Annotated in this window: 22 protein-coding genes; all 22 read left to right on the top strand. The window is 40.8% G+C overall.

What is annotated here, in order from left to right; translation table 11 throughout:
• The first annotated feature begins 41 nt into the window (after window positions 1–41).
• Window positions 42–1,022: a substrate-binding domain-containing protein gene (locus tag ACP8HG_RS03290; RefSeq protein WP_340741890.1), complete on the top strand. Its 981-nt coding sequence runs from the start codon at window positions 42–44 to the stop codon at window positions 1,020–1,022.
• Window positions 1,019–2,482 carry a sensor histidine kinase gene (locus tag ACP8HG_RS03295; protein ID WP_340741891.1) on the top strand — a complete coding sequence of 488 codons (1,464 nt, stop codon included), beginning with the start codon at window positions 1,019–1,021 and terminating at the stop codon, window positions 2,480–2,482. Before ACP8HG_RS03290 ends, ACP8HG_RS03295 begins: the two co-directional genes overlap by 4 nt.
• Window positions 2,460–4,007, top strand: coding sequence for a response regulator (locus ACP8HG_RS03300; protein ID WP_438298176.1), 1,548 nt, complete (start codon window positions 2,460–2,462; stop codon window positions 4,005–4,007). Before ACP8HG_RS03295 ends, ACP8HG_RS03300 begins: the two co-directional genes overlap by 23 nt.
• Window positions 4,008–4,021: 14 nt before the next feature.
• Window positions 4,022–5,092 carry a D-xylose ABC transporter substrate-binding protein gene (xylF, locus tag ACP8HG_RS03305; protein WP_067208018.1) on the top strand — a complete coding sequence of 357 codons (1,071 nt, stop codon included), beginning with the start codon at window positions 4,022–4,024 and terminating at the stop codon, window positions 5,090–5,092.
• 116 nt (window positions 5,093–5,208) lie between these two features.
• Window positions 5,209–5,430 carry a transcriptional regulator gene (locus ACP8HG_RS03310; RefSeq protein WP_338652806.1) on the top strand — a complete coding sequence of 74 codons (222 nt, stop codon included), beginning with the start codon at window positions 5,209–5,211 and terminating at the stop codon, window positions 5,428–5,430.
• Window positions 5,427–6,686, top strand: coding sequence for a DinB/UmuC family translesion DNA polymerase (locus ACP8HG_RS03315; protein ID WP_187047440.1), 1,260 nt, complete (start codon window positions 5,427–5,429; stop codon window positions 6,684–6,686). The genes ACP8HG_RS03310 and ACP8HG_RS03315 overlap by 4 nt, the downstream gene beginning before the upstream one ends.
• Window positions 6,687–6,696: 10 nt before the next feature.
• On the top strand, window positions 6,697–7,026 hold the full coding sequence (locus tag ACP8HG_RS03320; RefSeq protein ID WP_067208026.1) for a YolD-like family protein: 330 nt from the start codon (window positions 6,697–6,699) through the stop codon (window positions 7,024–7,026).
• Between the two features lie 390 nt (window positions 7,027–7,416).
• The gene (chrA, locus tag ACP8HG_RS03325) at window positions 7,417–8,610 is read left to right on the top strand and encodes a chromate efflux transporter (protein ID WP_067208029.1); all 1,194 of its coding nucleotides are present in this window, start codon (window positions 7,417–7,419) and stop codon (window positions 8,608–8,610) included.
• Between the two features lie 1,215 nt (window positions 8,611–9,825).
• Complete coding sequence (locus ACP8HG_RS03330; RefSeq protein ID WP_338656882.1) at window positions 9,826–10,275, top strand: GNAT family N-acetyltransferase; 450 nt, start codon at window positions 9,826–9,828, stop codon at window positions 10,273–10,275.
• Between the two features lie 123 nt (window positions 10,276–10,398).
• Window positions 10,399–10,953: a TetR/AcrR family transcriptional regulator gene (locus tag ACP8HG_RS03335; protein WP_067208035.1), complete on the top strand. Its 555-nt coding sequence runs from the start codon at window positions 10,399–10,401 to the stop codon at window positions 10,951–10,953.
• A 115-nt stretch (window positions 10,954–11,068) separates the two neighbouring features.
• The gene (locus tag ACP8HG_RS03340) at window positions 11,069–12,397 is read left to right on the top strand and encodes an MATE family efflux transporter (RefSeq protein ID WP_187047443.1); all 1,329 of its coding nucleotides are present in this window, start codon (window positions 11,069–11,071) and stop codon (window positions 12,395–12,397) included.
• A gap of 847 nt (window positions 12,398–13,244) precedes the next feature.
• A complete protein-coding gene (gene nagA / locus ACP8HG_RS03345) occupies window positions 13,245–14,414 on the top strand; it encodes an N-acetylglucosamine-6-phosphate deacetylase (protein ID WP_422397652.1) in 1,170 nt (389 codons plus the stop codon).
• On the top strand, window positions 14,411–15,139 hold the full coding sequence (gene nagB, locus ACP8HG_RS03350; protein WP_338652797.1) for a glucosamine-6-phosphate deaminase: 729 nt from the start codon (window positions 14,411–14,413) through the stop codon (window positions 15,137–15,139). Before nagA ends, nagB begins: the two co-directional genes overlap by 4 nt.
• Before the next feature lie 14 nt (window positions 15,140–15,153).
• Window positions 15,154–15,876: a GntR family transcriptional regulator gene (locus ACP8HG_RS03355; protein ID WP_067208044.1), complete on the top strand. Its 723-nt coding sequence runs from the start codon at window positions 15,154–15,156 to the stop codon at window positions 15,874–15,876.
• A gap of 4 nt (window positions 15,877–15,880) precedes the next feature.
• Entirely contained in the window at window positions 15,881–16,603 is a 723-nt protein-coding gene (locus tag ACP8HG_RS03360; protein ID WP_338652795.1) for an SIS domain-containing protein, read from the top strand.
• 37 nt (window positions 16,604–16,640) lie between these two features.
• Complete coding sequence (locus ACP8HG_RS03365; RefSeq protein ID WP_304627122.1) at window positions 16,641–16,907, top strand: phosphocarrier protein HPr; 267 nt, start codon at window positions 16,641–16,643, stop codon at window positions 16,905–16,907.
• Between the two features lie 324 nt (window positions 16,908–17,231).
• Window positions 17,232–18,203: a tetratricopeptide repeat protein gene (locus tag ACP8HG_RS03370; RefSeq protein WP_067208052.1), complete on the top strand. Its 972-nt coding sequence runs from the start codon at window positions 17,232–17,234 to the stop codon at window positions 18,201–18,203.
• Between the two features lie 113 nt (window positions 18,204–18,316).
• Complete coding sequence (gene tig, locus ACP8HG_RS03375; protein WP_067208055.1) at window positions 18,317–19,603, top strand: trigger factor; 1,287 nt, start codon at window positions 18,317–18,319, stop codon at window positions 19,601–19,603.
• Between the two features lie 149 nt (window positions 19,604–19,752).
• Entirely contained in the window at window positions 19,753–21,018 is a 1,266-nt protein-coding gene (gene clpX, locus ACP8HG_RS03380; protein WP_067208057.1) for an ATP-dependent protease ATP-binding subunit ClpX, read from the top strand.
• Between the two features lie 124 nt (window positions 21,019–21,142).
• The gene (lon, locus tag ACP8HG_RS03385) at window positions 21,143–23,467 is read left to right on the top strand and encodes an endopeptidase La (protein WP_338652793.1); all 2,325 of its coding nucleotides are present in this window, start codon (window positions 21,143–21,145) and stop codon (window positions 23,465–23,467) included.
• Window positions 23,464–24,045, top strand: coding sequence for a ribosome biogenesis GTP-binding protein YihA/YsxC (yihA, locus tag ACP8HG_RS03390; protein ID WP_067208063.1), 582 nt, complete (start codon window positions 23,464–23,466; stop codon window positions 24,043–24,045). Before lon ends, yihA begins: the two co-directional genes overlap by 4 nt.
• 373 nt (window positions 24,046–24,418) lie before the next feature.
• Window positions 24,419–25,783 (top strand): glutamyl-tRNA reductase, encoded by a 1,365-nt coding sequence (hemA, locus tag ACP8HG_RS03395; protein ID WP_187047445.1) that lies wholly within the window; start codon window positions 24,419–24,421, stop codon window positions 25,781–25,783.
• Window positions 25,784–25,842 lie beyond the last annotated feature (59 nt).

Consider the following 25,842-nt stretch of genomic DNA (forward strand, 5'->3'; position numbering starts at 1 on the left):
GATAAGATGAAAGAAACAAGCTTTAGGAAAGGGGAAGGGATATGCGGAAAAAAGTTGTTTTAATACTTGTCGCACTCATTATGATTTTTAGCTATTTGACTATTGTATCCGCAACTAAAGCGTATCGTTTAACTAGTGATAGGCCAGCTAACCTCCCCATTTCCCCGGAATCTATTCGTCTCGTGCTCATTACCCAAGAGCTTGATACTCCATTTTGGAATAAGGTTGGCCAAGGGGCATTGAAGCAGGCACAAGAAGAAAATGTTCAGCTTGAAGTGTGGGGAAGCTATGGAAATAACCAAGATGATTTTTTGAAGACAATGGAGATTGCGATTCATTCTAAGGTGAATGGTATTATCGTTCAGGGGCTAGATAATGAAGAATTTAAAGAACTGACAAAGGTTAAGGCGGCTTTTTATGGGATTCCTATCATTACCATCGCTAATGATGTACCAGTGGAAGAGAGCTTGCGAAAAACATATGTTGGTTCAGATCAATTTGGGGCAGGACAAATGGTTGCTCGTCAATTGATAAAAGAAATGGGCACCACAGGAGAAGTGATTATACTTGGTGATCAAGAGCAAGCATATTATCAAAAAGAACGTTTAGCCGGTATCCAGAATGTATTGGGTGGCTATCCAGACATCGAAATGATTGTTAAAGGAACGGCAGATGCAAAGGAACAAGTAATGACAACGACGCAACAGCTGATGAATGAAGTACCGCGAGTCACTGCATTTATAGCCATCAATGCAAATTATACAGGTCCAATGATTCAAGAGATCGGAAGACGTACTCAAGTAGAGCCGTATTATATTTATACCTTCGATGACGGCGTTGGATTAACTGCCCTCTTAGAGCAAGGCAAGATCGATGGAATTTTGGAGCAAAAGCCAGAAGCGATGGGCAGCGAGAGTGTTAAGCGGTTGATGGAGTGGATTTCTGGCGAGACCGTCCCGCTCGATTCAAATGGTTACCTCACTGAAACGCGCATGGTTGACGCGGAAGGTGAAGAACTATGATGACGATTCAAAAAAAGATTTGGATACTCGTTTCCGTTGTGTTGCTGATAATGGGAATTATTTGGTTGACGCTTACATCTTATAATCAGAAAACTCAGGAAAAATCCAATGATATTTTACAACGCTATTTGCGGATGAATGAAGTAACAACAGCAAGTCAGCAAATAATTACCAACTTAAATAACTATTTACTTGACCCAACAGCTAATCATAAGCAACAGATAGAGAAAAGCGTAGCCGTTATTGAGGAGGTACAACAGGATGTAGCGGAGTTGCGGAATGTGGAAAATGCATTTTCAATAACCAACTATATTCATTTAATCGATAGTCTTATTGAGACGACGAATCGCTCCATTATGTTTTCAGAGGAGCAAGAAATGGAAGGGTCGACGAACGAATTTAATGAAGCAAACCGTATTTCTATGTACATATCTGAAATGACCTTAACGATTTTAGACCGAGAGCTGAAGACCTCTAACCGGTTTTATCGAGGTATTATCAAGCAATCGGAGGAGTTGAAAAAGCTAGGAATCTGGCTGTTGCTATTGATTACTGCTGTGTTACTTTTGGCTATCTACTGGTTTTCACTTAGTATTACGCGGCCGATTCATCAGCTCACGAAGGCCGCTAACGCATTGTCTCAAGGTAGTTTTAATCAACAGATTGAAGTGAAGTCTAATGATGAGATAGCCTTTTTAGCAAAGACCTTTGATGAGATGCGTGTAAACATTAATGATTTAATAGTAGAAATTCAACAAAAGGCACAGCTCGAGCATGAGCTTCAGCAAAGTAAGTTGTTATTGAAGGAGAGTCAATTTAGAAGCTTGCAGAACCAGATAAATCCACATTTTTTATTCAACACATTAAACACATTGTCGAAAAAGGCGTATTTAGATGGTGCGGAGGAGACGAGCGATCTTATAGTCAGTGTAGCCGGCTTGCTACGTTATAATTTGAAGCGGATTGACCGCTCTGTGACGGTGTATGAAGAAGTAGTCGTTTTGAATCAGTATATGGAAATCCAAAAGGCTCGTTTTACGGATCGCTTACAATTTAAATCTGACATCAACGAATCGTGCTTAGATGTAAAAATTCCGGGACTAACCCTTCAACCCATCATTGAAAATGCGGTAATTCATGCTATTGAGCCGGAGCAGGATGGAGGCGTTATTTGGTTTAGGATTAAGAATGACGGTCCATGGGTCATCATTGAAATCGAGGATAGTGGACAAGGGATGTCCCCAAAGAAAGTGGAACAGTTGCTGAAGGGGCACATTATACCAATCGAAGGACATTCTACAGGAATAGGCTTTCAAAATGTGGTGAAAAGATTGCATTTATTCTATGGAATAGAGGATTTGGTCACGATTGAAAGTAGAGAAGGTCGGGGGACAAAGGTGGTCATACAAATTCCAAGGGCCAGGGAAGAGGGAAATGATGATGAAGCTTCTAATCGTTGATGATGAACCGATTGAGCGAGAAGGGATGCAGGCAATCTTACAAAAAGCGTTCCCTGAACTTTCCATTTACCAAGCAAGAAATGGGGAAGTAGCAATAGAATTAGCAGATACAATTCAACCAGATTTGGTCTTAATGGATATTAAGATGCCTGGTATGACAGGACTTGAAGCCTTAGAAAAGATTCAAGATAAGCATTCTACTATCAAATTTGTTATGGTGACGGCCTTTGATATGTTCGATTATGCGAGACAAGCGCTCAAGCTCGGTGTGAAGGATTACTTACTGAAACCCAGTAGAGCAAGTGAGATTGTTGCAACGGTAGGGAGAGTATTAGAGGAATGCAGGCTAGAACGTATTGCAGAGGCTACGAGCCAAATGCAGCATGAAAAGTGGCAAAAGGCGTTGACATTAGTGGAAACAGATATCGTGACACAGCTATTATTTGATCATGTTCATGAAGTTCATATTGATATGCTTGTCGAGATGCTAGATATTCGCTCTACTCATGAAAAGTTTGTAGTAGTAGTGTTGTTGCCAGAGGGAGCAGAACACTATTATGTGAGGATTAAGGAAAAGGTGCGTGAAGCGGGAAATGCTTGGGTAGGTGCGTTATATGGACGGCAGCTACCCATCATTGTGTTTCGTGATCCAGAGAAATCCTTTCGTTCGCAAGCAATGACATTAGCCAAAGCGATTTTATCGTTGGCTAAGGAACAAATGAGCTTAGACTGGTTTATTGGGATTGGTCAGGTTTGCGAACCATTAGACGAGATTCGTCAGTCGTATCAAGAAGCGCTTATTGCGACTATGGATACAACGCTAGCGGTCAAGAGTCGGTTTTATGCTGACGCTCCAGTGCTCAGTTTAGAGACAGATAATCAGGTTATCAAGCAGCAGCAGAAAGACTTTTTTGACCAAATTCGTTTAGGGGACTGGGTATCCATTCGCTCTGGGATATTGGATTTGATACAACAACATGAGAATGAGGGGAATTCACTAATTTACACGCAACAACGAATGCTTGAGTTGCTTTGGATTGCGAACAGAGTGATGGATGAAATGGGAATGGAAGCGAATGCCCCATTTTTTTCGTTTCAAGCACAGGACTATCGACAATTGCGTACGGAGACGCTACTGCTACTCGAACGGATGAATGCTGCCTATGAGGCACATTACGAACGAGTGGAGGCTGATAAGATACATCAAATTAAACAATTTATCAGTGAGCATTCACATAAAGATATTTCACTGAACATTCTCGCGCAAAAAGTCGATTTAAGCCCGATTTATATTAGTAAAATGTTCAAAGAGAAGTTGGGCATTAACTACATCGATTTTCTGACGGAGTGCCGAATTGAAAAAGCAAAGAAGCTATTGAATGATTCAGAGCGAAGCCTAAAAGAAATTACGTTTGAGGTCGGTTATCATGAGCCGAATTATTTCAGTAAGGTGTTCAAGAAAATGTGTGGAGTGTCCCCGAAGGAGTACCGAAAAACGTTAATGAGTAAAAAAGTCGAAGTCTGATAGGGGGCAAGTAGATGAAACGAAAGGCTATAATCGTATGGCTATTGGGAATGATTTTGATACTAGTTACTTGTATAGCTATACCAAAGCAGACATTGGAGACCGTTGAGTTAGAAGAAACGATACCTTTTAGTGCAATCGACAGTCCAATCCGTATTGGATTTTCGATGGACACACTACTTGAAGAACGATGGCTGAGAGACCGTGATTTGTTTAAAGAAGCCGTTGAAGCATTAGGAGCCGAAATCGAGATTGTCGCTGCGAATGGAGATGATGCGCTTCAAATTTCACAGGCAGAGGCGCTCATTCAAAGCGGGATCGACCTTTTGGTAATTGTCCCACATAATGCTGAGGCAACAGCCGCGATTGTTCACAAGGCGCATCTTGCAGATATCCAAGTAATTGCCTATGATAGACTCGTCAAAAATGCGGATCTCGATCTATATGTTTCTTTTGATAATGAACAAGTGGGCGAAATGCAGGCGAAAGCCATCACTGCTCTCGTACCGAAGGGGAATTACGTCTTTATTGGTGGTGCGATTACCGATAACAATGCACATTTATTGAAAAAAGGTGTGTTCAATGTGCTGCGTCCCTATATTGAACGAGGTGATATTAAGATTGTCTATGATCAGTGGACGAAGGATTGGACTCCAGTGAATGCACAAGCCAATATGGAAGAAGCTCTTCGGACAACGAACAAGCAGATTGATGCGGTAATTGCTGCGAATGATGCCACGGCAGGTGGTGTTATTCAAGCACTTTCGGCTGTTGGACTAGCAGGTCAAGTACCAGTTGCCGGACAGGATGCGGATTTGGCAGGAGTGCAGCGAATTGTTACTGGAACACAAACGATGACAGTCTATAAACCAATCAAGATGCTTACACAGGAAATGGCGAAATTAGCGGTTGCGATGGCAAAAGGTGAGAAAGTATCTGCTGAACAGAAAGTTAATAATGGGAAGATCGAAGTTCCTTCCGTGCTGCTAACACCAATCGCTGTAAATGAACACAACCTAGATAGTACGGTGATTTTCGATGGATTTCATTCATTTAAAGATGTGTATCAAGTAACATCGAAGTAAATCGGGTGTCCAACACTTAGCGAGAGACCATTTTTGGTAACTCTTGCTAAGTGTTTATTTTTCATTGCAATACGAACGTGTATTCTATATGATGACTAAAAGAGGAGGGAACGAGTGTGCGTGTTGAGTTGATTAAGTCAATGGAATGGAATCACGTCTCAGATATGATATCCGCGGTGAAAGACGATGCGATAGGCAAGCGAAGCATTAAAATACTACAAGTAGGTGATGTCTTATTTAGGGCCAATCGCTATTCACCAAAATCCGATTGTACATTTAAAATCGACACTATCCTTGCACTCGTTCCCGTTACTTCAAGAGAGCGGATTGTTGTATGATTGACTACGGTAAATTTCCAAATCGGCACATCGCCTGTATTGATATGGTGAGTTTTTATGCTAGTTGTATGGCTTCGTTGTATAGCTTAGATGTACAAAAGGTGCCGATTGCGGTCGTTGGGAATCTTGAAAGAAAAGGGTCTGTTGTGCTCGCGGCATCGCCTCCAATGAAAAAAAGATTTCGCGTTAAAACAGGTTCTCGTTTGTACGAAATTCCACAACACCCTGACATTAGGCTATTCAATCCAAAAATGAGTTATTTTCTAGAAATGTCGATGGCTATTACATGCCTACTTCATAAATACGTTCCGGCTGAAGCGATTCATGTCTACAGTGTAGATGAAAGCTTTATTGATCTAACTGGAACCGAAAAGTTGTGGGGCGACCCAGTGCAAACTGTTAAAGTTATTCAACAGGAAATAGTTGCGACGCTAGGCTTACCTTCAACGGTCGGCATGGGACCAAACATGTTAATGGCAAAGCTTGCACTAGATCTAGAGGCAAAGGATACAGGCTTTGCAAAATGGACCTTTGAGGATGTAGCGGGGAAATTATGGCCAATTTCTCCATTAAGTGAAATGTGGGGGATTGGTCGTCAAACGGAAAAAAATTTAAACAATATGGGGATATTTTCAGTTGGTGATTTGGCCAATGCCGATTTACAAAGGCTTGAAAAAAAGTTTGGAGTAATGGGCAATCAGTTATTCCATCATGCGTGGGGAATAGACCTCTCCAAGATGGGTGCACCAATTCTTGAAGGCCAGGTTAGCTATGGGAAGAGTCAAATACTTATGCGAGATTATAATTTGCGGGAAGAAGTAAACGTGGTCTTGTTAGAGATGTGCGAGGATATCGCCAGAAGAGTAAGGGAAGAATACAAGGCCGGACGCACTATATCGCTCGGTATCGGATATAGTAAAAATGCTTTTGGAGGTGGATTTCGTCGTTCTCGTACTATTGTGGAAGCCACAAACGACACAATGAAAATTTATAACGTTTGCAAAGAATTGTTGAATGAAAATCATGGCAATCAAGCCGTGCGGCAAGTCACCGTTTCGATTACGAAGTTAGAAGATGAGCGTTCAATGCAATTAAGTTTATTTGATACGAAAAAATGGCAAGTACGGAAGCTAGGTACAACAATGGATACTATTCGTACTCGTTATGGGGATAACGCTATATTAAGGGCGGTATCACTCACAAATGCAGGGACATCTATTAAGAGATCTACATTAGTTGGCGGTCATCAGGGATAGGAGTTGTACTATGATTAGGGACCGAGGAAATATTAAATGGACAGCGATGATGCTGTCGGAGCATGTAAGGGAGTTACGAAAATGGATGGATCAGGATAATTACACTGAAAGACCGGAACTAAACGAGTGGGATCTTCAATCGATTCAAGAAGAGCTTGAATTAGCGTATAAGAGGCAATGTGAAACGCTAATTAAAACCTGGGATAGTGGACGAATTATTCAACATCATGGGATAGTTGAAGACATCGATTTGAGGGAGCTGTGCATTGAATTAAAGAATCCGCTCGGTACAGAAATAATACGGGTAGCTGCTATTACAAATGTGCAAAGCATGGAGTAGAGAGACAATAACGCCAATTTAAAACTGATAATAGTATCCCTATGTTAAGGGATACTATTTATTTTGGAGGTTAATTAATGGGGTATAATGGTTTTTTGAGAGTTGAAATGGTTAACTTTATCGACCAATAAACAGTAAGAGGCATTCCGGACTAATTCAAACAAGAAAGTCCGTCCTTTTCAGTGGTCGGTATCGTGTCGTATCTGGATGGTGTTAATCGCAGGAAAAGAAAATAGCGGACATTAATCGTGAAAACATGTTAAGAGTATGTAAAGCTTCTTGATTACATCTTGAATGTATTATTTGAAATGGTATATTTGTCTTGTTGCAAAACAATATCGATATTAAGGGAATAGTGGCATAGAAGATAAAGTATTAAGAGGAGTCAATATGAAAAAAGCTAAATCAAATAGGGGATTAAAATCACTTTTGGAACTATTTTTAGTTTCAACACGACTTGGATTGACCTCCTTTGGTGGGCCAACAGCTCATTTGGGGTATTTTCATGAAGAATATGTACGAAGAAGAAAATGGATGGATGAAAAAAGCTATGCAGATTTAGTTGCTTTAGCTCAGTTCTTACCTGGCCCAGCTAGTAGTCAAGTAGGTATTGGTATAGGTGTTATGCGGGCGGGCGTTTTGGGTGGAATTATATCCTTCATTGGGTTCACAATGCCTTCAGTTATTGCACTTATTTTATTTGCCTTGTTGCTCACAGGGGGTGACGTCGGAAATGCTGGATGGATACATGGCTTGAAAATTGTAGCAGTGGCGGTAGTTGCGCATGCTATTATCGGAATGGCTAAAAATTTGACACCGGATTTAACAAGGAAATCCATTGCTCTATTCGCACTAATAGGTACTCTTTTTTTGCAAACAGCTTTTGCTCAAGTAGGCGTCATTGTAATCGCTGCATTTTTGGGGTTCATTCTGTTCAAGCAACACAAAGAAAATGATGAAGTGAGTTCGCAATTTCCAATCGCTAAGAGTGTTTCTGTGATCTGTTTACTGCTATTTTTCGGGTTACTCTTTTTGTTACCCGTAATCAGGGAAGTAACTGGATCCTACTGGGTAGCTATGTTCGATAGTTTTTATCGGTCAGGTGCTTTAGTTTTTGGTGGCGGTCATGTCGTCTTACCTTTACTAGAACAGGAATTTGTACCAACTGGATGGATAAGCGAAGAATCATTCTTAGCTGGTTATGGTGCTACACAAGCAGTACCAGGCCCTTTATTTACATTTGCAGCTTATTTAGGAACGGTAATGAAGGGCTGGCAAGGTGGTTTAGTAGCTACGTTTGCAGTATTCCTACCTGCATTCCTGCTTATTCTCGGTGCACTCCCTTTTTGGGATAGTTTACGAAGCAATCCTAAAATTAAAGGAGCCATCATGGGCGTAAATGCAGCAGTTATAGGGATATTAATAGCCGCTTTTTATTTTCCTATTTGGACGAGTTCCATTTTAGCGCCTATTGATTTTGCTTTAGCTGCCCTATTGTTTAGTATGCTTGCCTTTTGGAAGCTTCCACCTTGGATTATTGTAGTTACAGGAGCTATCGGTGGTTCATTACTGACACTATTATGAAATAAATAACGTCACGCATGGGGTTTTTCCTCAGGTGTGACGTTTATTTTATTTCTACTATTATTGTCATTTTATCATTTCAATCTAACTCGATAGACATTCATCACACAGATGGTGTACAATAAAACCAAGAAAACTAAAATGGGTTTTTTAGTTTTCTTGATAGTTGAAGTTGAAAACAAGAAATTTAAATGCATTTAAAGAAGGAATCGAGCATATTAAAAATTAGGGAAGAAGATTTATCTCCTACATTTGCATCAGTTATGAATTTAGAGTGTGAAAAAGGTTGGTATATATGTTGAACACATGAATACCTAAATAAACTGAATGAAGGCGCCACCTCGAGTTCAATGGAATTTTTATTTCGACGAAAGCTATATTGCTAAGATAATGAATGTGAGCATTAGAAGAGATCGAATCGTTAATAATGCTGTGACAGGCAATACAGAATACTATATACGTTGAATTAAAGAATCCCATTGAATCTACTATGGCGCTCAATAAGGAGAGTTGTAATTCGGGGGGCACTGAAAAAGTACGATATCCTTCAATCCCGTTGATTTCCGTTCCGAGCGGACGCTTTCCGCGGGCACGGCTTCAGCCTCCTCGTCACTGCGTTCCTGCGGGGTCTTCAGCTCGCGCTGTTCCCGCTGGAGTCGCCGCTCTTCACTACAATCAACTAGTTCTTACTATATAAAAGAACTTTTTCAGTTTCCTCTTAATTCGGGGTGTGGATAGTAGAACGCTTGGCGCTTTGGGGATGCCTTTGCCACGCCTGCGCTAGGTTGTTCATTATCGAGAGAAATGTGATTTTGAGATGTATATGCCGAGATTGTAAGGTGATTATTTTTGCTACTAATTCTATTCAAGAAAGACACACTTCAGGTTGCAGATTTCATCGCAGATAATGAAATGCTCTTTCTCACATAGACCATCCAGCGAAGGCGCGACTTCGTGGTAGCCGGAGCGATAAGACTGAAAGCGGTCTTCTTTCTGGCTTATCGCGGGAGGCATCCACAAAGCGTCCAAGCGGTATTGGGGGGATTCTAATTAGTTCTAAGTATTGGGACTTTTTCAGTGGCCTTCCAAATGCCCATGTAAAGCGTATACGCCGTATTCATTTGTTCAACATATATAGATGTTAAAGTGTTAGACGGCCATTATTAGTTGTATATTCTTATATAAATCTAGTCTTTAAATATGAAAGGAAAAATGATGACAGTAATTATAAATGAAGTTACAAAAGACAATATAAACGATATTCTAAAACTGCGTATTAATGAAAAACAACAGTCTTTTATTGAAACGCCGCAACAATGTTTAGATGAGGCAAAGGTATGCAGCAACTTTCAACCAGTAGGGCTTTATTGGGAAAAGAATTTAGTTGGTTTTGCTATGTATGGATTTTTTCCTGATGAAGGAATAAATGGACGAGTGTGGCTGGATCGGTTTTTAATCGATTCTAAATATCAAGGTCTTGGATTAGGAAGCATTATGTTAAGCGCATTAATTCAACGGTTAGAACAAGAATATAGTTGCAATGAAATCTATTTAAGCATCATTGCCGATAATCAAGGAGCACTTCACTTGTATCAGAAATTTGGCTTTAAGTTCAATGGTGAAGTGGATAGTAATAATGAAAAGCTAATGGTGAAAAGTTTATAATGTTTTTTGGTTTATCGTTTAGAACTTGACCTACTTAACTCTGTAGACATTCATCTCACAGAGGTTGTATAATGAAACTGGTAAAACTACAAACGGATTATTAGTTTCTGGGGAGGTCGAAAATTGAAAACAAGAATCAGAAATGCATTTATTGAAGAAACGCGAAATAATGGCATTAAGTTCACGATGGATGATTTGGCAAAGCGTCTTGGAATTAGCAAGCGGACGTTATATGAAAATTTTTCATCTAAGGTAGATATCCTTGACTCAATTATAGATATGACGCTCGTTGAGTTCGATGAACAAACACGGCGTATAATTGACAATCCAGAACTTACGCTGTTAGAAAAAATCCGTAAGGCGATTGTCGTCATGCCAAAATACAATGAGTTTTACGATCTCCGGATTCTGAACCAATTAAAACGGACTTACCCTGTACAGTGGGAACGGGTGAACCGTGAGTTGCATCAGTGGGATGATTTAAAGGGTCTTCTTGAAGAAGGGATCCGAACAGGTATTATTGTGGATCGAAATATCGATCTGCTGATGAAATTGATTATTGAAGCTTCGAATGCAACGCTCGACCGACAATTTTTTTTAGAACATAGTATTTCAGTTACGGAAGCGTACGGGGCGATTGTGGATGTGTTATTGACAGGTATGGTGAAGGAAAAATAAGGTGAGCTTACTGGCATTTTAACTGCCAGTCTATTTTTTTGACTGACGAAACTATAAAAACTAAAATCGTTTCCGTGTTTTATGGAACGACAAAAGATAAGGAATTGAATTGGTAATGAAAAAGGAACAAGTAGTAAATCGCTTAGATACGGAATCTGTTGGGAAATCTTTTTTGAGGTATTTAATCCCGTCGATGGTTGGGATGCTACTGATGGCTGTCAATATTGTGATCGACGGAATTATGGTAGGCAATCGCTTAGGCCCAGTCGCTCTTGCCGGGGTAGGGATTGCAGCGCCAGTTTATACGGTTTTTGTCGCGATGTCACTGTGGATTGGAATTGGTGCAGCGACCCGTTATTCCGCAATGATGGGAGCTAAACGACCTGATAAGGCGCGTGTTATTTTTTCACATGCCATTGTCTCTATATTTATTTTAACGCTGATTGTCGGGCTTACTGCCTTTGTTTTTAGGACGGAACTTGCGTATTTATTGGGCGCGAATGCCGACACATTTCAGTACACTGCAGGTTATATGAAGGTCATGTTGCTATTTGGATTCATCTTCACTGTTGAAAATGCATTCAGTATTTTGGTGCGAAATGACGGTGGACCGAACTTATCAATGATTGCACTTGTTGCTACGGCAGTCGTCAATATCGGATTGAATTATGTGTTTTTATTCATACTTGATTATGGTGTAGAGGGTGCTGCAGCGGCAACGGTCATTGGTGCATTTGTGGGGCTTGTCATATTGAGCACGCATTTTTTCAGAAAGAAAAGTAATTTGCGTTTTGTTCGCTTTAAGTTCAATCGAAAGCTTTTTCTATTAATATTAGTGATTGGATTTCCGAGTTTTCTTGCGGAAGTTGGATTTTCGGTCTTTACAATCTCGCATAATATTACGTTTGAATACCTCGCTGGAACCGCAGGCGTGTCTGCATTTACGATATTGAATTATGTTCACAGTGTTATGTTGCTGTTATTTTTAGGTATGGGTGCGGCGATTCAACCGCTGATTAGCTATTACCGTGGGGCAGGTAGCGAAATCAAGATGAAAAAGACTGTTCGTATGGCTATTGGGACAGCACTCGGGGCCGGCATCTTCTTTCTGCTTGTCGGCCAATTTGCAGCCGCTCCAATTGCAAGTTTGTTCGGCGATTTTCCAGAAGAAGTAATGAAAATTGCGGTTCCGGGTATTAAACTGTTCTTTATCGCCTATCTTTTTATGGGCACAAACTTTGTCATGATGACGTATTATCAATCCATCGGACAGATCCGAATGGCAACGTGGATTACTGCAGCAAGGGAAATTGTTGTTTTGCTAATCTTGCTCGCCATCATGCCACGACTATTTGGATTAACAGGTGTCTGGCTCGCTATACCAATATCGGAATTCATCGTTCTGATGACAATTTATTATTACCACAAAAAATGGAACAATTGAGATGTGACTTTATAAGGAATGTTGTAAGAGAAATAACCTATATATGTTGAATTAAAGAATCCTATTGAATCTGCCGTGGCGCTCAATAATAAGAGAGGTGTAATTCGGGGTGTGGATTGTAGAACGCTTAGCGCTTCGGCGACCCCTTTGCCGCGCCTGCGCTAGGATATTCATTATCGAGAGAAATATGATTTTGAGATGTATATGCCAAGATTATAATGTGTTTATTTTTTGCTACTAATTCTATTCAAGAAAGACACATTCCAGATTGCAGTTTTCATCACAGCTAATGAAATGCTCTTTCTCACATAGACCATCCAGCGCAGGCGCGTCTTCGTGGTAGCCGGAGCAATAAGACTAAGGAGGGATGCAGTTCAATCCCTCCCAAGTGGTCTCCTTTCTGGCTTATCGCGGGAGGCATCCACAAAGCGTCGAAGCGGTATTAGTGGGAATCCTAATTCATTCCAATTACTAGGGATTTTTCAGTGGCCTCCTAAAATCCCTTGTAAAGCGCATACGCCGTATTCATTTGTTTAACATATCTAGAAGGTATTGGGGGATAAATATAAAAAAAGTAGTGCAGACTAAGTGATTGGTCTGTACTACTTTTTTGTTGTAAGAAGAACAATTTCTTTAGGGTTATTTTTTCTAGTGAGTACATATAATTTATTTTATTAAATTATAAACTGGTATAGACAACTATACCGATTGAGTGTATAGTGAAAATTAAGAATACTAGACATGTTGAACAAATAATACCTATATAAACCAGCGAAGGCGCTGTAAGCGGCGGATTTGAATGGGATTTATTTCTATTTATACAGGATATTCAAAAGGGATGAGGAATTTGATGAAGACATTGTTGATTTCAAATATTACAATTGCCAATGCAACAAAGGATGGTATATCGGGAGACATTTATATAGAAAATGGCGAAATTATAGAAATCGCTACTTCTATAAATAAAGTTGCAGATATACGAATCGATGCGGCGGGTAAGGATTGGATTGTTGTGCCTGGTTTTATTGACATTCACATTCACGGTTCTTCAGGTTTTGATGTAATGGATGCGACGCCGGAAGCATTAAATGGTTTGGCGAGCGCGCTTCCCCGTGAAGGGACGACGAGTTTTTTAGCAACAACAATGACGCAGTCGGATGAAGCGATAGCAGGGGCGTTACGCAATGCGGGTTTATTCAATGCGGATGAAAGGCAAGCTGAAATGTTGGGGGTTCATTTGGAAGGGCCTTTTATTTCAGCTATACGAGCGGGTGCACAACCGGTTGAGCATATTACAACACCGTCTTTTGCCCTTTTTGAACAATGGCAAGAGCTGAGTGGTAACCGCATTAAAATTGTAACTGTTGCTCCTGAGGTGGAAAACGGTCTTGCTTTCATTGAAAAGGTAACGACGAGTGGTGTGATTGCATCTATTGGACATACGGATGCAACATCGGATATCGTTCGTAATGCGGTTGAGGAGGGTGCTACTCATGTGACTCATTTATACAACCAAATGAGTCCGTTACATCATAGAGAACCAGGGGTTGTTGGAGCTGCTTTTTTAGAGGATTCACTTCTCGTTGAAATTATCGTCGATTGCATTCATAGTCATCCGAAATCGGTTGAACTCGCTTATCGTCAAAAGACTTCCAATCGAATTATTCTTATTACGGATGCAATGCGTGCGAAAGGGCTTCCACCTGGCATTTATGATTTAGGAGGCCAAGATGTAGAAGTATCACACAAAGATGCGCGGCTTCGCGATGGAACGCTTGCAGGAAGCATATTAACGATGGAACAAGCGGCGCAGAATATGAAGGCTATTACAAATTGTTCATTAGCTGAATTAGTTGCAATGACCTCAACAAATGCTGCCGAACAACTTGGCCTATCCAATAAAGGCAGGATTGAGCCTGGAAAAGATGCGGATCTTACCATCATCGATGGGGAGTGGAATGTCCAGATGACTATTTGTAGGGGGGAAATTGCTTATACTAAGGAGGTAATGGGATGAAGGTAGTCGTATGTTCTAATTATGATGAAGTAAGCGTAAAGGCCGCACAATTGGTAGAAGCACAAATTCTTGGAAATGATCACTCGGTGCTTGGACTTGCAACAGGATCAACGCCACTAGGGCTTTATGAACGATTAGTTGAAGGTGTTAAATTACGTGGGATATCGTATAAAAATGTGTGCACGATTAATCTAGATGAATACCTAGGTCTAGATAAAGGGCATCCGGAAAGTTACCGCACATTTATGACTGAAAACTTATTTGATAAGATTGACATTGTAATTGGAAATACGTATATTCCGGATGGGACATCTGATTCAGCAGAAGAATGTCTGCGTTATGAACAAGTAATTGATAGCGTAGGGCCGATTGATCTGCAGGTATTGGGGATAGGAAGAAATGGGCATATCGGCTTTAACGAACCGGGAACGGATTCAAACAGTCTGACACATGTCGTTGAACTTGTTGCATCTACCCGAGAAAGTAACGCACGCTTCTTTACTTCCATTGATGAAGTTCCAACACATGCGATTACAACGGGCATCAAATCGATATTAAAAAGTAAGGAAATTATTTTACTGGCATCCGGAAAAGATAAAGCAGAAGCTGTGAGAACATTATTAAATAAAGATGTGACTGAAAGTTTTCCAGCATCAATTTTATGGAATCACGATAATGTTACACTTATTGTTGATAGGGATGCATATGAACTGGTTAAATCATAAGGGAAGTGAGTATTATGCTAGATAAACAGTCACCGATACCCATGTACGTCCAAATCGAGGACTATTTGAAAAATCAAATTCTGCAAGGGGATTTTGTAATTGGAGAGGCAATCCCTTCCGAACGTGAACTGACGGATACGTTTGACGTAAGTCGCATGACTGTCCGCCAATCCATAACGAATCTAGTAAATGAGGGGCTCCTTTATCGTGAAAAGGGGCGCGGAACATATGTAGCGACACCCAAGATTGAACAGCCTCTTAGTGGTCTTACAAGCTTTACGGAAGATATGCTGTCACGTGGGATGAAACCTAGTAACAAACTTATTAGTTTTGAAAAAATGATACCTGAAATAGATATTATGCATGAGTTACAGTTGGCTAAAGATGAAGAAGTATTCGTCGTTAAGCGAATTAGGTATGCGGACGACAAACCGATGGCGATCGAAAGGTCATATCTTCCTGTTAAGCTCGTCCCAAATCTTGAATTGAATGACATAGAAGGATCACTGTATTCGTTTATAGAGAAGGATAAACGGCTAATAATTAGCCATGCCTCGCAACGCATGGAAGCTGTGTTAGTGAAAAAGGAAGATGCAGAGTTCCTTCAAATTTTTATGCCTTCAGCAGTTTTGTTGATAGAACGAATCAGTTATTTAACGAACGATGTTCCGATTGAAATTGTTCGAAGTACATATCGGGCAGATCGTTATAAATTTATCAGCGAGATTCGGAGATGATTGAATGAATGCGTATTTCAAGGAAATCGAATCATTGATGAAAAAAGTTATTCAAGAAGAACAGCAATCTGTTGAAAAGATTGCAGCAGAGATAATGAAACGCCTTTCGCGTGGTGGTATTGTTCAGTTATTCGGCTCAGGTCATTCTCACTTAATAGCGGAGGAGCCGTTTTTCCGTGCGGGCGGTTTAGTACCAGTACGACCAATTATTGTCGAGACTTTGATGCTTCATAATGGGGCTTCACAGGCATCTACGAATGAAAAAGACCCTGAATTTACCCAAACATTTGCGGGTCAGCTAGACATTCGTTCTGAAGATGTAGTCATTATTATTTCAACTTCTGGACGAAATGTGGTACCAATAGATGTGGCGTATATTGCAAAAGAGTCCGGGGCTTATGTTGTTTCTCTCCAGTCTCTTTACTACAATGCGTCTGAACAGCCATCTAAACACCATTCAGGAAATAGACTTGAAGATGTTGCGGAAGCAGTTTTGAATACGCATGTAACGGTTGGGGATGGGCTTCTGCTATCGGAGGGAACACCTTATGCACCGGCTTCTGGCGTCATTGGGAATATGCTTCTTCATGCGACATTCAGTCGTGTGATTGGTATGATGATTGAAAGTGGGATAGAACCTCCAATATTTAAAAGCGCAAATTTGGATGGAAGCTCAGCACATAATGAGCAAATGATTGCTACTTATGGCAAGCGAATTAAGTTTTAACTTGATTCGACTAATCTATTAAAAGGGAGAGTTTAAAATGATTGAGAAAAATTACAAAGTTACTAGCAACGAGGGACTTCACGCCCGTCCATCATCCGTATTAGTTTCAGCGGTGACACCATTTACGTCAGATGTGAAACTTGCATACATGGAAAAGACAGTGAACTTGAAATCGATTATGGGTGTTATGTCACTGGGAATTTCAGCTGGGGCAGACATTAAAATCATCGCTGATGGTGAGGATGAAGAAGCATTAATGGCTAAAGTGGATGAAGTAATAAAATCAGAAGGAATCGGTGAGTGATTTCAACGATTTAAGGCATTCCACTTTTGCATGCTTTTAGCGTTTTGAATGCATCTATATATTGAACTACTAAAAACTATATAAACTAAGCGAAGGCGCCTTACAAGGGGTAGCCGAAGCGAAGTCAATGGGATTATTTATTTCGTCAAATATAAAACAAAGATGTTTCAAGTCCTTGTGAAAGCGTCACCGAGCTCTAGTCGGGTGACGCTTTACTGTTTTACGGGATAGCTCATCGACTTTTTTTACCTAATTGACCAATTATCAATGTTAAAACAGAAATCGCTGTGATATAGTGGGAAATGATGAAAGAAGGTGTGCGTATTGAGAAAGAAATACGGAAGACTCAGGAAAAAAGAAAATGTTATCGTCTTTCCAGGAACATTTGAAAAGCTTGTTGAAAATGGCCATGTAGCCGTCGAACAGGAGAACTATGAGTTAGCGGTGGAAGCATTTGACCAAGCTATTGTATATGAACCTGACAATCCGGAATTTCTGGGACCATACGCGGTTGCCCTTTATGAGACAAAAGACTTTCAACGTGCAAAAGAAATTGCAGCAAGGCTCCTTCATAGCGGAACCGCCGATTACGTCGATGCAATGGAGCTGTATTTGACAATTAGCATTCAACTGCAGGAGTACGATGAAGTTGAAATGACAATTGATGCGCTAATTGATGAAGGAATCGTTCCGCCTGATATGCTGAACAAATTCAATTATCTGCGGGAATTGAATGGTCGTTTGTCTGACCGCTATGCACAGGACGAGCCCAGCTATCGAATGGAATTATTCACACTAGACGAATTCATGAAGATGGATGCTTTGGCACAACAGTATGCACTGGCTTCACTTGAAGGTAGTGATTTAACTGATTTAGTCCCTTTACTTGCGATAATTGTAGCGCGGGACGATGTGGCACCATTAGCAATTACGTTCGCATTAACGCTACTGCATCAGACAGGGCACTCTGATGAACTTACAGTGCGGAAATTCGGCTGGGAGAAGCGTATTGTTCCAGCAGCTATGACATTACCTGGGCAAGATGATTTAACGAAACAAGTTCTTGAAGAAGTGGATCGTCGGTTACTGCAGGATCCATCTAGATTAGAAATGGCTCAAGGTCTCATTGAGAAATTTGCAATTACTGCTTTCCCTTTCGGCTGGGGGACTCATCAAGCAGAAGAAGTCGCAACAGCCTATGTAAACTACATAGAAAGTCTGTTTTCAGGTGAGCAGTTACCCGAGACAGCACTGAACTTACTTATTCAACAGATTGACAACGATTCGGACCTTTAACAAAGTGTGAAATCTGTTGAAAGATGAAGAGACTATGATATACTGAAATGGTTGTCAATGGAGTATATACGGAACAAAAGATATTGGCCAAAACGATTCGGAGGTATTTAATTATGTCAGTTAAATGGGAAAAGCAAGAAGGGAACACAGGGATTCTAACAGTAGAAGTACCTGCAGAAGCAGTAACGGTAGGTCTTGATAAAGCATTCAAGAAAGTTGTGAAAACAATACAAGCACCAGGATTCCGTAAAGGGAAAATGCCACGTCAAATGTTTGAAAAAATGTATGGCGTAGAATCACTTTACAATGAAGCACTTGATTTCATCCTTCCAGAAGCATATTCAAATGCTCTTGACGAAGCAGGCGTTGAACCAATCGATCGTCCTGAAATTGACATCGAGCAAATGGAAAAAGGAAAAGACCTTATTTTCAAAGCGGTTGTTACATTGAAACCAGAAGTGAAACTTGGCGATTATAAAGGCCTTGAAGTAACACGTCAGGAAACAACAGTTACTGACGAAGAAATCGAAGAGCAACTGAAAGATCGTCAACAAAAATTCGCTGAATTAGCTATTAAAGAAGATGGCGCAGTTGAAAATGGCGACACAGTGAAAATCGATTTCGAAGGTTCTGTTGATGGAGAAGTTTTCGACGGCGGAAAATCTGAAGGGTACGACCTTGAAATCGGTTCAGGTTCATTTATCCCTGGATTCGAAGAACAATTGGTTGGCATGAAACAAGACGAAGAAAAAGACGTCGAAGTGAATTTCCCTGAAGAATACCATGCAGCAGAACTTGCTGGTAAACCAGCGATTTTCAAAGTGAAAATTCATGAAATCAAGTCAAAAGAAGTTCCAGCACTTGATGACGAACTTGCAAAAGAAATTGATGAAGAAGTAGAAAGTCTTGAAGCATTACGTACGAAGCTGAAAGAAACTACTTTGGAAGAGAAGAAATCGGCATCTGAAGTAGCACTTCGCGACGATCTTGTCGAAGCGGCTGCGAGAAATATGGAAGTCGAAATTCCTGAAGTAATGATCAATTCTGAAATTGAACGTATGATGGAAGAGTTCGGACAACGTCTTCAATCACAAGGTATGAACCTTGAGCTTTACTTCCAGTTCTCTGGACAAGATGAAGAAGCACTTCGTTCACAAATGAAAGACGATGCACAAAACCGTGTTCGCGTTTCACTTGTACTTGAAGCGATTGGTAAAGCTGAAAACATCGTAGTTGAAGAAGCTGATATTAACGCAGAACTTGAAAAAATGTCCGCGCAATTCGGTATGGATGTTGAGCAAATTAAAACAACACTTGGTGGAACTTCTGTTCTTGAAAATGACCTTCGTTTCAATAAAACAGTTGAATTCCTTGTTGAAAATGCAAAGATTACTGAATAATAAAGTGAAATAAGGACAAGGTACGGAAGACCGTACCTTGTTTTTCATAGAAAGACATAGAATTACCTTCTTGAATAGGGAAGAATTCTAATTAGTTGATAAAAACGGGGGAATCTTGTAAGATTGTCACTTGAATAGGGGTGAGCATAATGTTCAAATTTAACGATGAAAAAGATAACTTGAACTGTTCTTTTTGCGGGAAATCCCAGGAACAGGTTCGTAAGTTAGTCGCTGGTCAAGGCGTCTATATTTGTGATGAATGTGTTGAACTTTGTGCTGAAATCGTTGAAGAGGAAGTCGGACTTGAAGAAGGTTTCGAGCTTAAAGACGTTCCGAAGCCGAAAGAAATACAAAGTATACTCGATGAATACCTTATTGGACAGGACCGTGCAAAGAAATCACTTTCAGTTGCTGTCTATAATCACTATAAACGTGTTAATTCGAACAGTAAGATTGATGATGTCGAGCTATCGAAATCCAATATCGTCTTAATCGGACCAACAGGGAGCGGTAAAACATTACTTGCTCAAACGCTTGCTAGAATCCTCGATGTACCTTTCGCGATTGCAGATGCTACATCTTTGACGGAAGCGGGATATGTTGGTGAAGACGTAGAAAATATTCTATTGAAACTGATTCAGGCTGCAGATTATGATGTAGATCGTGCGGAAAAAGGGATCATCTATATTGATGAAATCGATAAAGTCGCGCGTAAATCCGAAAATGCGTCCATTACACGTGACGTGTCAGGGGAAGGTGTCCAACAGGCACTTCTTAAAATTCTTGAAGGGACAGTTGCGAGCGTGCCACCACAAGGCGGACGTAAACATCCACATCAAGAATTTATCCAAATCGACACGACGAATATTCTCTTTATTGTTGGGGGAGCATTCGACGGAATTGAAGAAATCATTAAACGCCGCATCGGACAAAAAGTAATTGGTTTCGGTGCTGAGCCGAACTTGGTTATTGAAGAGGAGTCTTACCTTGCTAAACTGATTCCGGAAGATCTTCAACGTTTTGGTCTGATACCAGAGTTCGTAGGTCGTTTACCTGTTCTTGCAAGTTTGGAGCAGTTGAGCGAAGATACGCTGTATCAGATTTTGACGCTTCCGAAAAATGCGATTGTAAAACAATACCAAAAAATGTTTGGGCTGGACAATGTTGAACTGCGATTCGAAGATGATGCCTTGCTTGAAATTGCAAAAGAGGCAATCACACGAAAAACAGGTGCTCGTGGTCTGCGTTCAATCATTGAGAATATCATGCTCGACGTAATGTATGAACTGCCTTCACTTGAAGAAGTGACTGAGTGTGTCATTACTAAAGACTCCGTCTTGGGGCAATCAAATCCAATTCTTTTAACAGCGGACGGTACCCGAGTTCATCTGGATAATGAGAAAGACTCGGCGTAACGCCTGAAGGATGAAGCTGACTCCGATGACGCGCGTGAAAATGCGCTCTTCGGATGTCAGCTTTTTTTAAATATTTGATTGAACTAAAAGTTGGATATACATAATTAATGGAGGTGACTTCCGCATGTTAACTAATGAATTGAACAATATACCATTGTTGCCGCTGCGTGGGCTGCTCGTATACCCTACGATGATTTTACATATTGATGTTGGAAGAGAGCGCTCCGTATTTGCCATTGAACACGCAATCGCACAGGATAACCTTATTTTTCTTGCTACGCAGAAAGATATAAGTATAGAAAATCCGGAACCGGAGGATCTGTATAAAGTAGGGACATTGGCGTTTGTTAAATCGATGACACAACTACCAAACGGGACGTATCGTATACTTATTGAAGGAATTGAACGTGCAGAATGGTCGGATTATGAGGAAGCGGATCTTTATCCCGTGGTTAAAGTAATTGGTTATCCAGATGATGAGGAAATTGATGCTGAATCAGAAGCGCTAATGAGAACGCTACTTACATATTTCAAAAAGTACTCAAAAATCTCGAAAAAAGTGACAGAAGAAACATATGATTCTGTCGCTTCAATTATAGAACCGGGAAGACTGGCAGATACGGTCGCTTCTCATTTACCGCTGAAATTGGTTGCAAAGCAAGAAGTACTTGAAATAAAAGATGTCAATGAACGCCTTGAATGGCTTATGAGTAGACTTTATAATGAGCAAGAAGTGCTGAACCTTGAAAAGAAAATTAATGAACGTGTCAGGGAAGCCATGGAGCGAACGCAAAAAGAGTTTTATTTGCGTGAGCAGATGAAGGCGATTCAGACTGAACTCGGTGATAAAGACGGTAAAGGTCTAGAAGTAATAGACTTGACTGAAAAAATTGAGAGTTCCGGTATGCCGGCAGGTGTTAGAGAAGCCGCGTTGCGTGAACTCGACAGATATGAAAAACTACCATCTGCTGCAGCTGAAAGCGGAATCATCCGTAATTATATCGAGTGGCTCGTTACGTTGCCATGGTCCGATGCATCAACAGATCAGCTTGACATTAATCGCTCGGAAGAAATCTTAAATCGCGACCACGATGGACTAGAAGCTGTTAAAGAACGTATACTTGAATATTTGGCAGTTCGTCAATTAACGAATTCATTACGGGGACCAATCCTTTGTCTTGCGGGTCCACCAGGTGTCGGAAAAACGTCTTTAGCTAGGTCTATTGCAGAATCTCTAGGTAGGAAGTTTGTTCGAATCTCACTTGGCGGAGTGCGTGACGAGTCGGAAATTCGTGGTCATAGACGGACATATGTGGGCGCAATGCCTGGGCGAATTATTCAAGGTATGAAAAAAGCTGGCAAGATTAACCCCGTGTTCTTACTGGATGAAATCGATAAGATGTCGAATGACTTCCGTGGGGATCCATCGTCCGCGATGCTTGAGGTGCTTGACCCAGAACAAAACAATAAATTTAGTGATCATTACATCGAAGAGCCTTATAACTTATCGAATGTTTTGTTCATTGCGACTGCCAATGATTTAAGTGCAATTCCGGGACCACTTCGTGACCGGATGGAAATCATTTCAATTGCCGGTTACACAGAAATTGAGAAGCACGCTATTGCGAAAAATCACTTGATCCCGAAACAGTTGAAAGAGCACGGACTGACAAAATCGCAGGTTCGTATCAATGATCCTGCGATTCAGGACATTGTAAGGTATTATACACGCGAGGCAGGTGTACGTGGCCTAGAACGACAAATTGCTGGTATTTGCCGTAAAGCTGCGAAACTGATTGTCACGGGAGAGAAGAAAAGTATAACGGTTAGTTCTAAAACACTTGAATCTCTTATTGGTAAAAAGAAATACAGGTATGGACAGGCGGAGACAGTGAATCAAATAGGCGTCGCGACAGGACTTGCTTATACGCAAGTTGGTGGAGATACATTGCAGATTGAGGTTTCTTTATCGCCAGGAAAAGGTAAACTTATACTGACGGGTAAACTTGGAGATGTTATGAAAGAGTCTGCCCAAACTGCATTGTCCTACGTGCGTTCGAAAACGGTGGAATTCGGTATTGATCCAGATTTCCATGAAAAGTGTGATATTCATATCCATGTACCTGAAGGTGCGATCCCTAAAGATGGTCCTTCAGCCGGTGTGACGATTGCTACATCACTGGTCTCTGCATTGACTTCACGGCCAGTACGCCGTGAGGTCGGGATGACTGGTGAAATTACACTGCGCGGTAGAGTTTTACCGATTGGTGGCGTGAAAGAAAAAACATTAAGTGCCCATCGAGCTGGCTTGACGACGATTATCTTGCCAAAAGAAAATGAGCGCGACATCGAAGATATTCCAGAAAGCGTCCGAGAGGAACTGACATTTAAACTCGTTTCTGACGCAGAAGAGGTCCTCGAAATTGCATTGGAGGAGACTTCCAAATGAAAGTCCATAACGTAGAAATGATAATGAGTGCTGTACGCCCCGAACAATATCCGGCGGAAGGGTATCCGGAATTTGCGTTAGCAGGCCGGTCGAACGTCGGTAAATCATCTTTCATAAACAAGATGATTGGTAGAAAAAGCCTTGCTCGAACTTCTTCGAAGCCAGGTAAGACACAAACATTAAACTTTTATAAAATTGAAGAGCAATTATTTTTCGTCGATGTACCGGGATACGGGTATGCAAAAGTATCCAAGTCTTCTCGTGAAACATGGGGGAAATTCATTCAACAATATATGACTGAACGGGAGCCACTTCGAGCTGTCATTCAAATTGTAGATTTACGCCACGCTCCAAGTGCTGATGATTGTGCAATGTACGATTTCCTTGTAGAGAATAATATGCCTGCAATCATCATTGCGACGAAAGCGGACAAGATTCCAAAAGGGAAATGGGAAAAGCATAAAAAAGTCGTTCGTGAAACGCTTGCAATGCGACCATACGATGCATTAATTGTCTTTTCATCTGAAAAGGGAATCGGAATGGACGAAGCATGGAAAGAGATTGAAAGCAGAATGTAATTGTAGAATTGGAAAATCCGGAAGACGAGATATACATCGTTTTCCGTTTTTTTATAGTGTGCTGGCGCACAGTTTAGTAATTCAGTCGTATACTATAATAATTTGTTCTTCAGTTTTCTTATCCAGTCGTATAGTTTAGCCAATCTGTCGTATAGTATTAGTAATCGGTAATGCAGTTCCAATAAATTTGATTTAGGATTGCACATTAATTGCATGTGAAATCGAAGGCTGTTAGGATTAGATTATAATCATTATAAATAGTTACGTTTAACCGTTCGTAGTCATAGGTTGTTCACAATTTCCAACAAGAAAAGTGATAACTATATGGTATAATGGGAAGCGTGAAATAGAACGTGAGAGGTGTGAACACCTGATGCATACAATCGTAATCGGTGTCAATCACCGGACAGCACCTGTTGAAATAAGAGAGAAATTATCTTTTATTGAAACAGAACTGCCGCAGGCGATGCAAACATTGCAACAGCAAAAAAGTATATTAGAAAATATTATTATATCAACTTGTAATCGAACTGAAATTTATGCAGTTGTTGATCAGTTGCATACGGGTCGTTATTACGTGAAGAATTTCTTGGCTGAGTGGTTCGATTTGCCACTTGAGTCTTTCTCTTCTCATTTAATTATCATGGAAAATGATGGTGCGATTGAGCATCTGATGCGCGTATCGGCAGGCATCGATTCTATGGTACTTGGTGAGACACAGATTTTAGGTCAAGTGAGGGACAGTTTCCTTGAAGGCCAAACAATTGGTACAACAGGTACTGTTTTCAATGAGCTATTTAAACAAGCCGTAACGCTTGCGAAAAAAGCACACACTGAAACTGCAATTGGCGATAACGCTGTCTCAGTTTCCTATGCTGCTGTAGAACTCGGTAAAAAGATCTTCGGTACATTGGACCAAAAGCATGTGGCCATTCTTGGAGCAGGCGAAATGGGTGAACTTGCCGTTAAGAACTTGCACGGAAGCGGTGCAAGCAAAGTGACTGTTGTTAACAGGACACTGTCGAAAGCGGAAGTCCTTGCCGATAAATTCGGAGGTGTTGCGAAGTCGATGCAAGAACTGCAATGTACACTTCTTGAAGCAGATGTACTGATTAGTTCAACAGGTGCAAACGACTTCGTTATCGATTTTGAACTTATGCAGTTAGTAGGTCGGTTGCGTAAAGGAAGACCAATATTTATGGTAGATATCGCAGTACCGCGGGATCTGGATCCACGTATCGGCGATCTTCCAAATGTTTTCCTTTACGATATCGATGATTTACAAGGAATTGTGGAAGCGAATCTCGCGGAAAGAAAGCGAGCAGCCGAAGAAATTGGCCTTATGATTGAGCAGGAACTTGTCGTATTTAAAGAATGGGTTGCTACACTTGGAGTGGTTCCGATTATATCGGCACTTCGTCAAAAAGCGAATCGCATCCAATCGGAGACAATGGCGAGTATTGAAAACAAAATGCCAAATTTAACTGAACGTGAAAAGAAAGTATTAAGCAAGCATACGAAATCTATCGTTAATCAATTATTGAAAGATCCTATTCTACAGGCGAAAGAGCTGTCAATGGATCCGAAAGCATCCGAAAAGCTGGAATTGTTCCAGCAAATATTCGGTATTGATGAAGATGTAGTAAATGAGAAAGAAACGCTTGCAAAACAGGCGAAACAACGGTTAAAAGTCAGAGCTGAAAGACATGCGACGGCACAACCGGATTTGACATTTTGAACGTTTGTCAAAGGGGCGTTTCCGCATCAGTGTGATACACTATAGATGCAGAAACGCCC

The sequence above is a fragment of the Sporosarcina sp. FA15 genome, assembly GCF_051550195.1.
Classification (GTDB): domain Bacteria; phylum Bacillota; class Bacilli; order Bacillales_A; family Planococcaceae; genus Sporosarcina; species Sporosarcina psychrophila.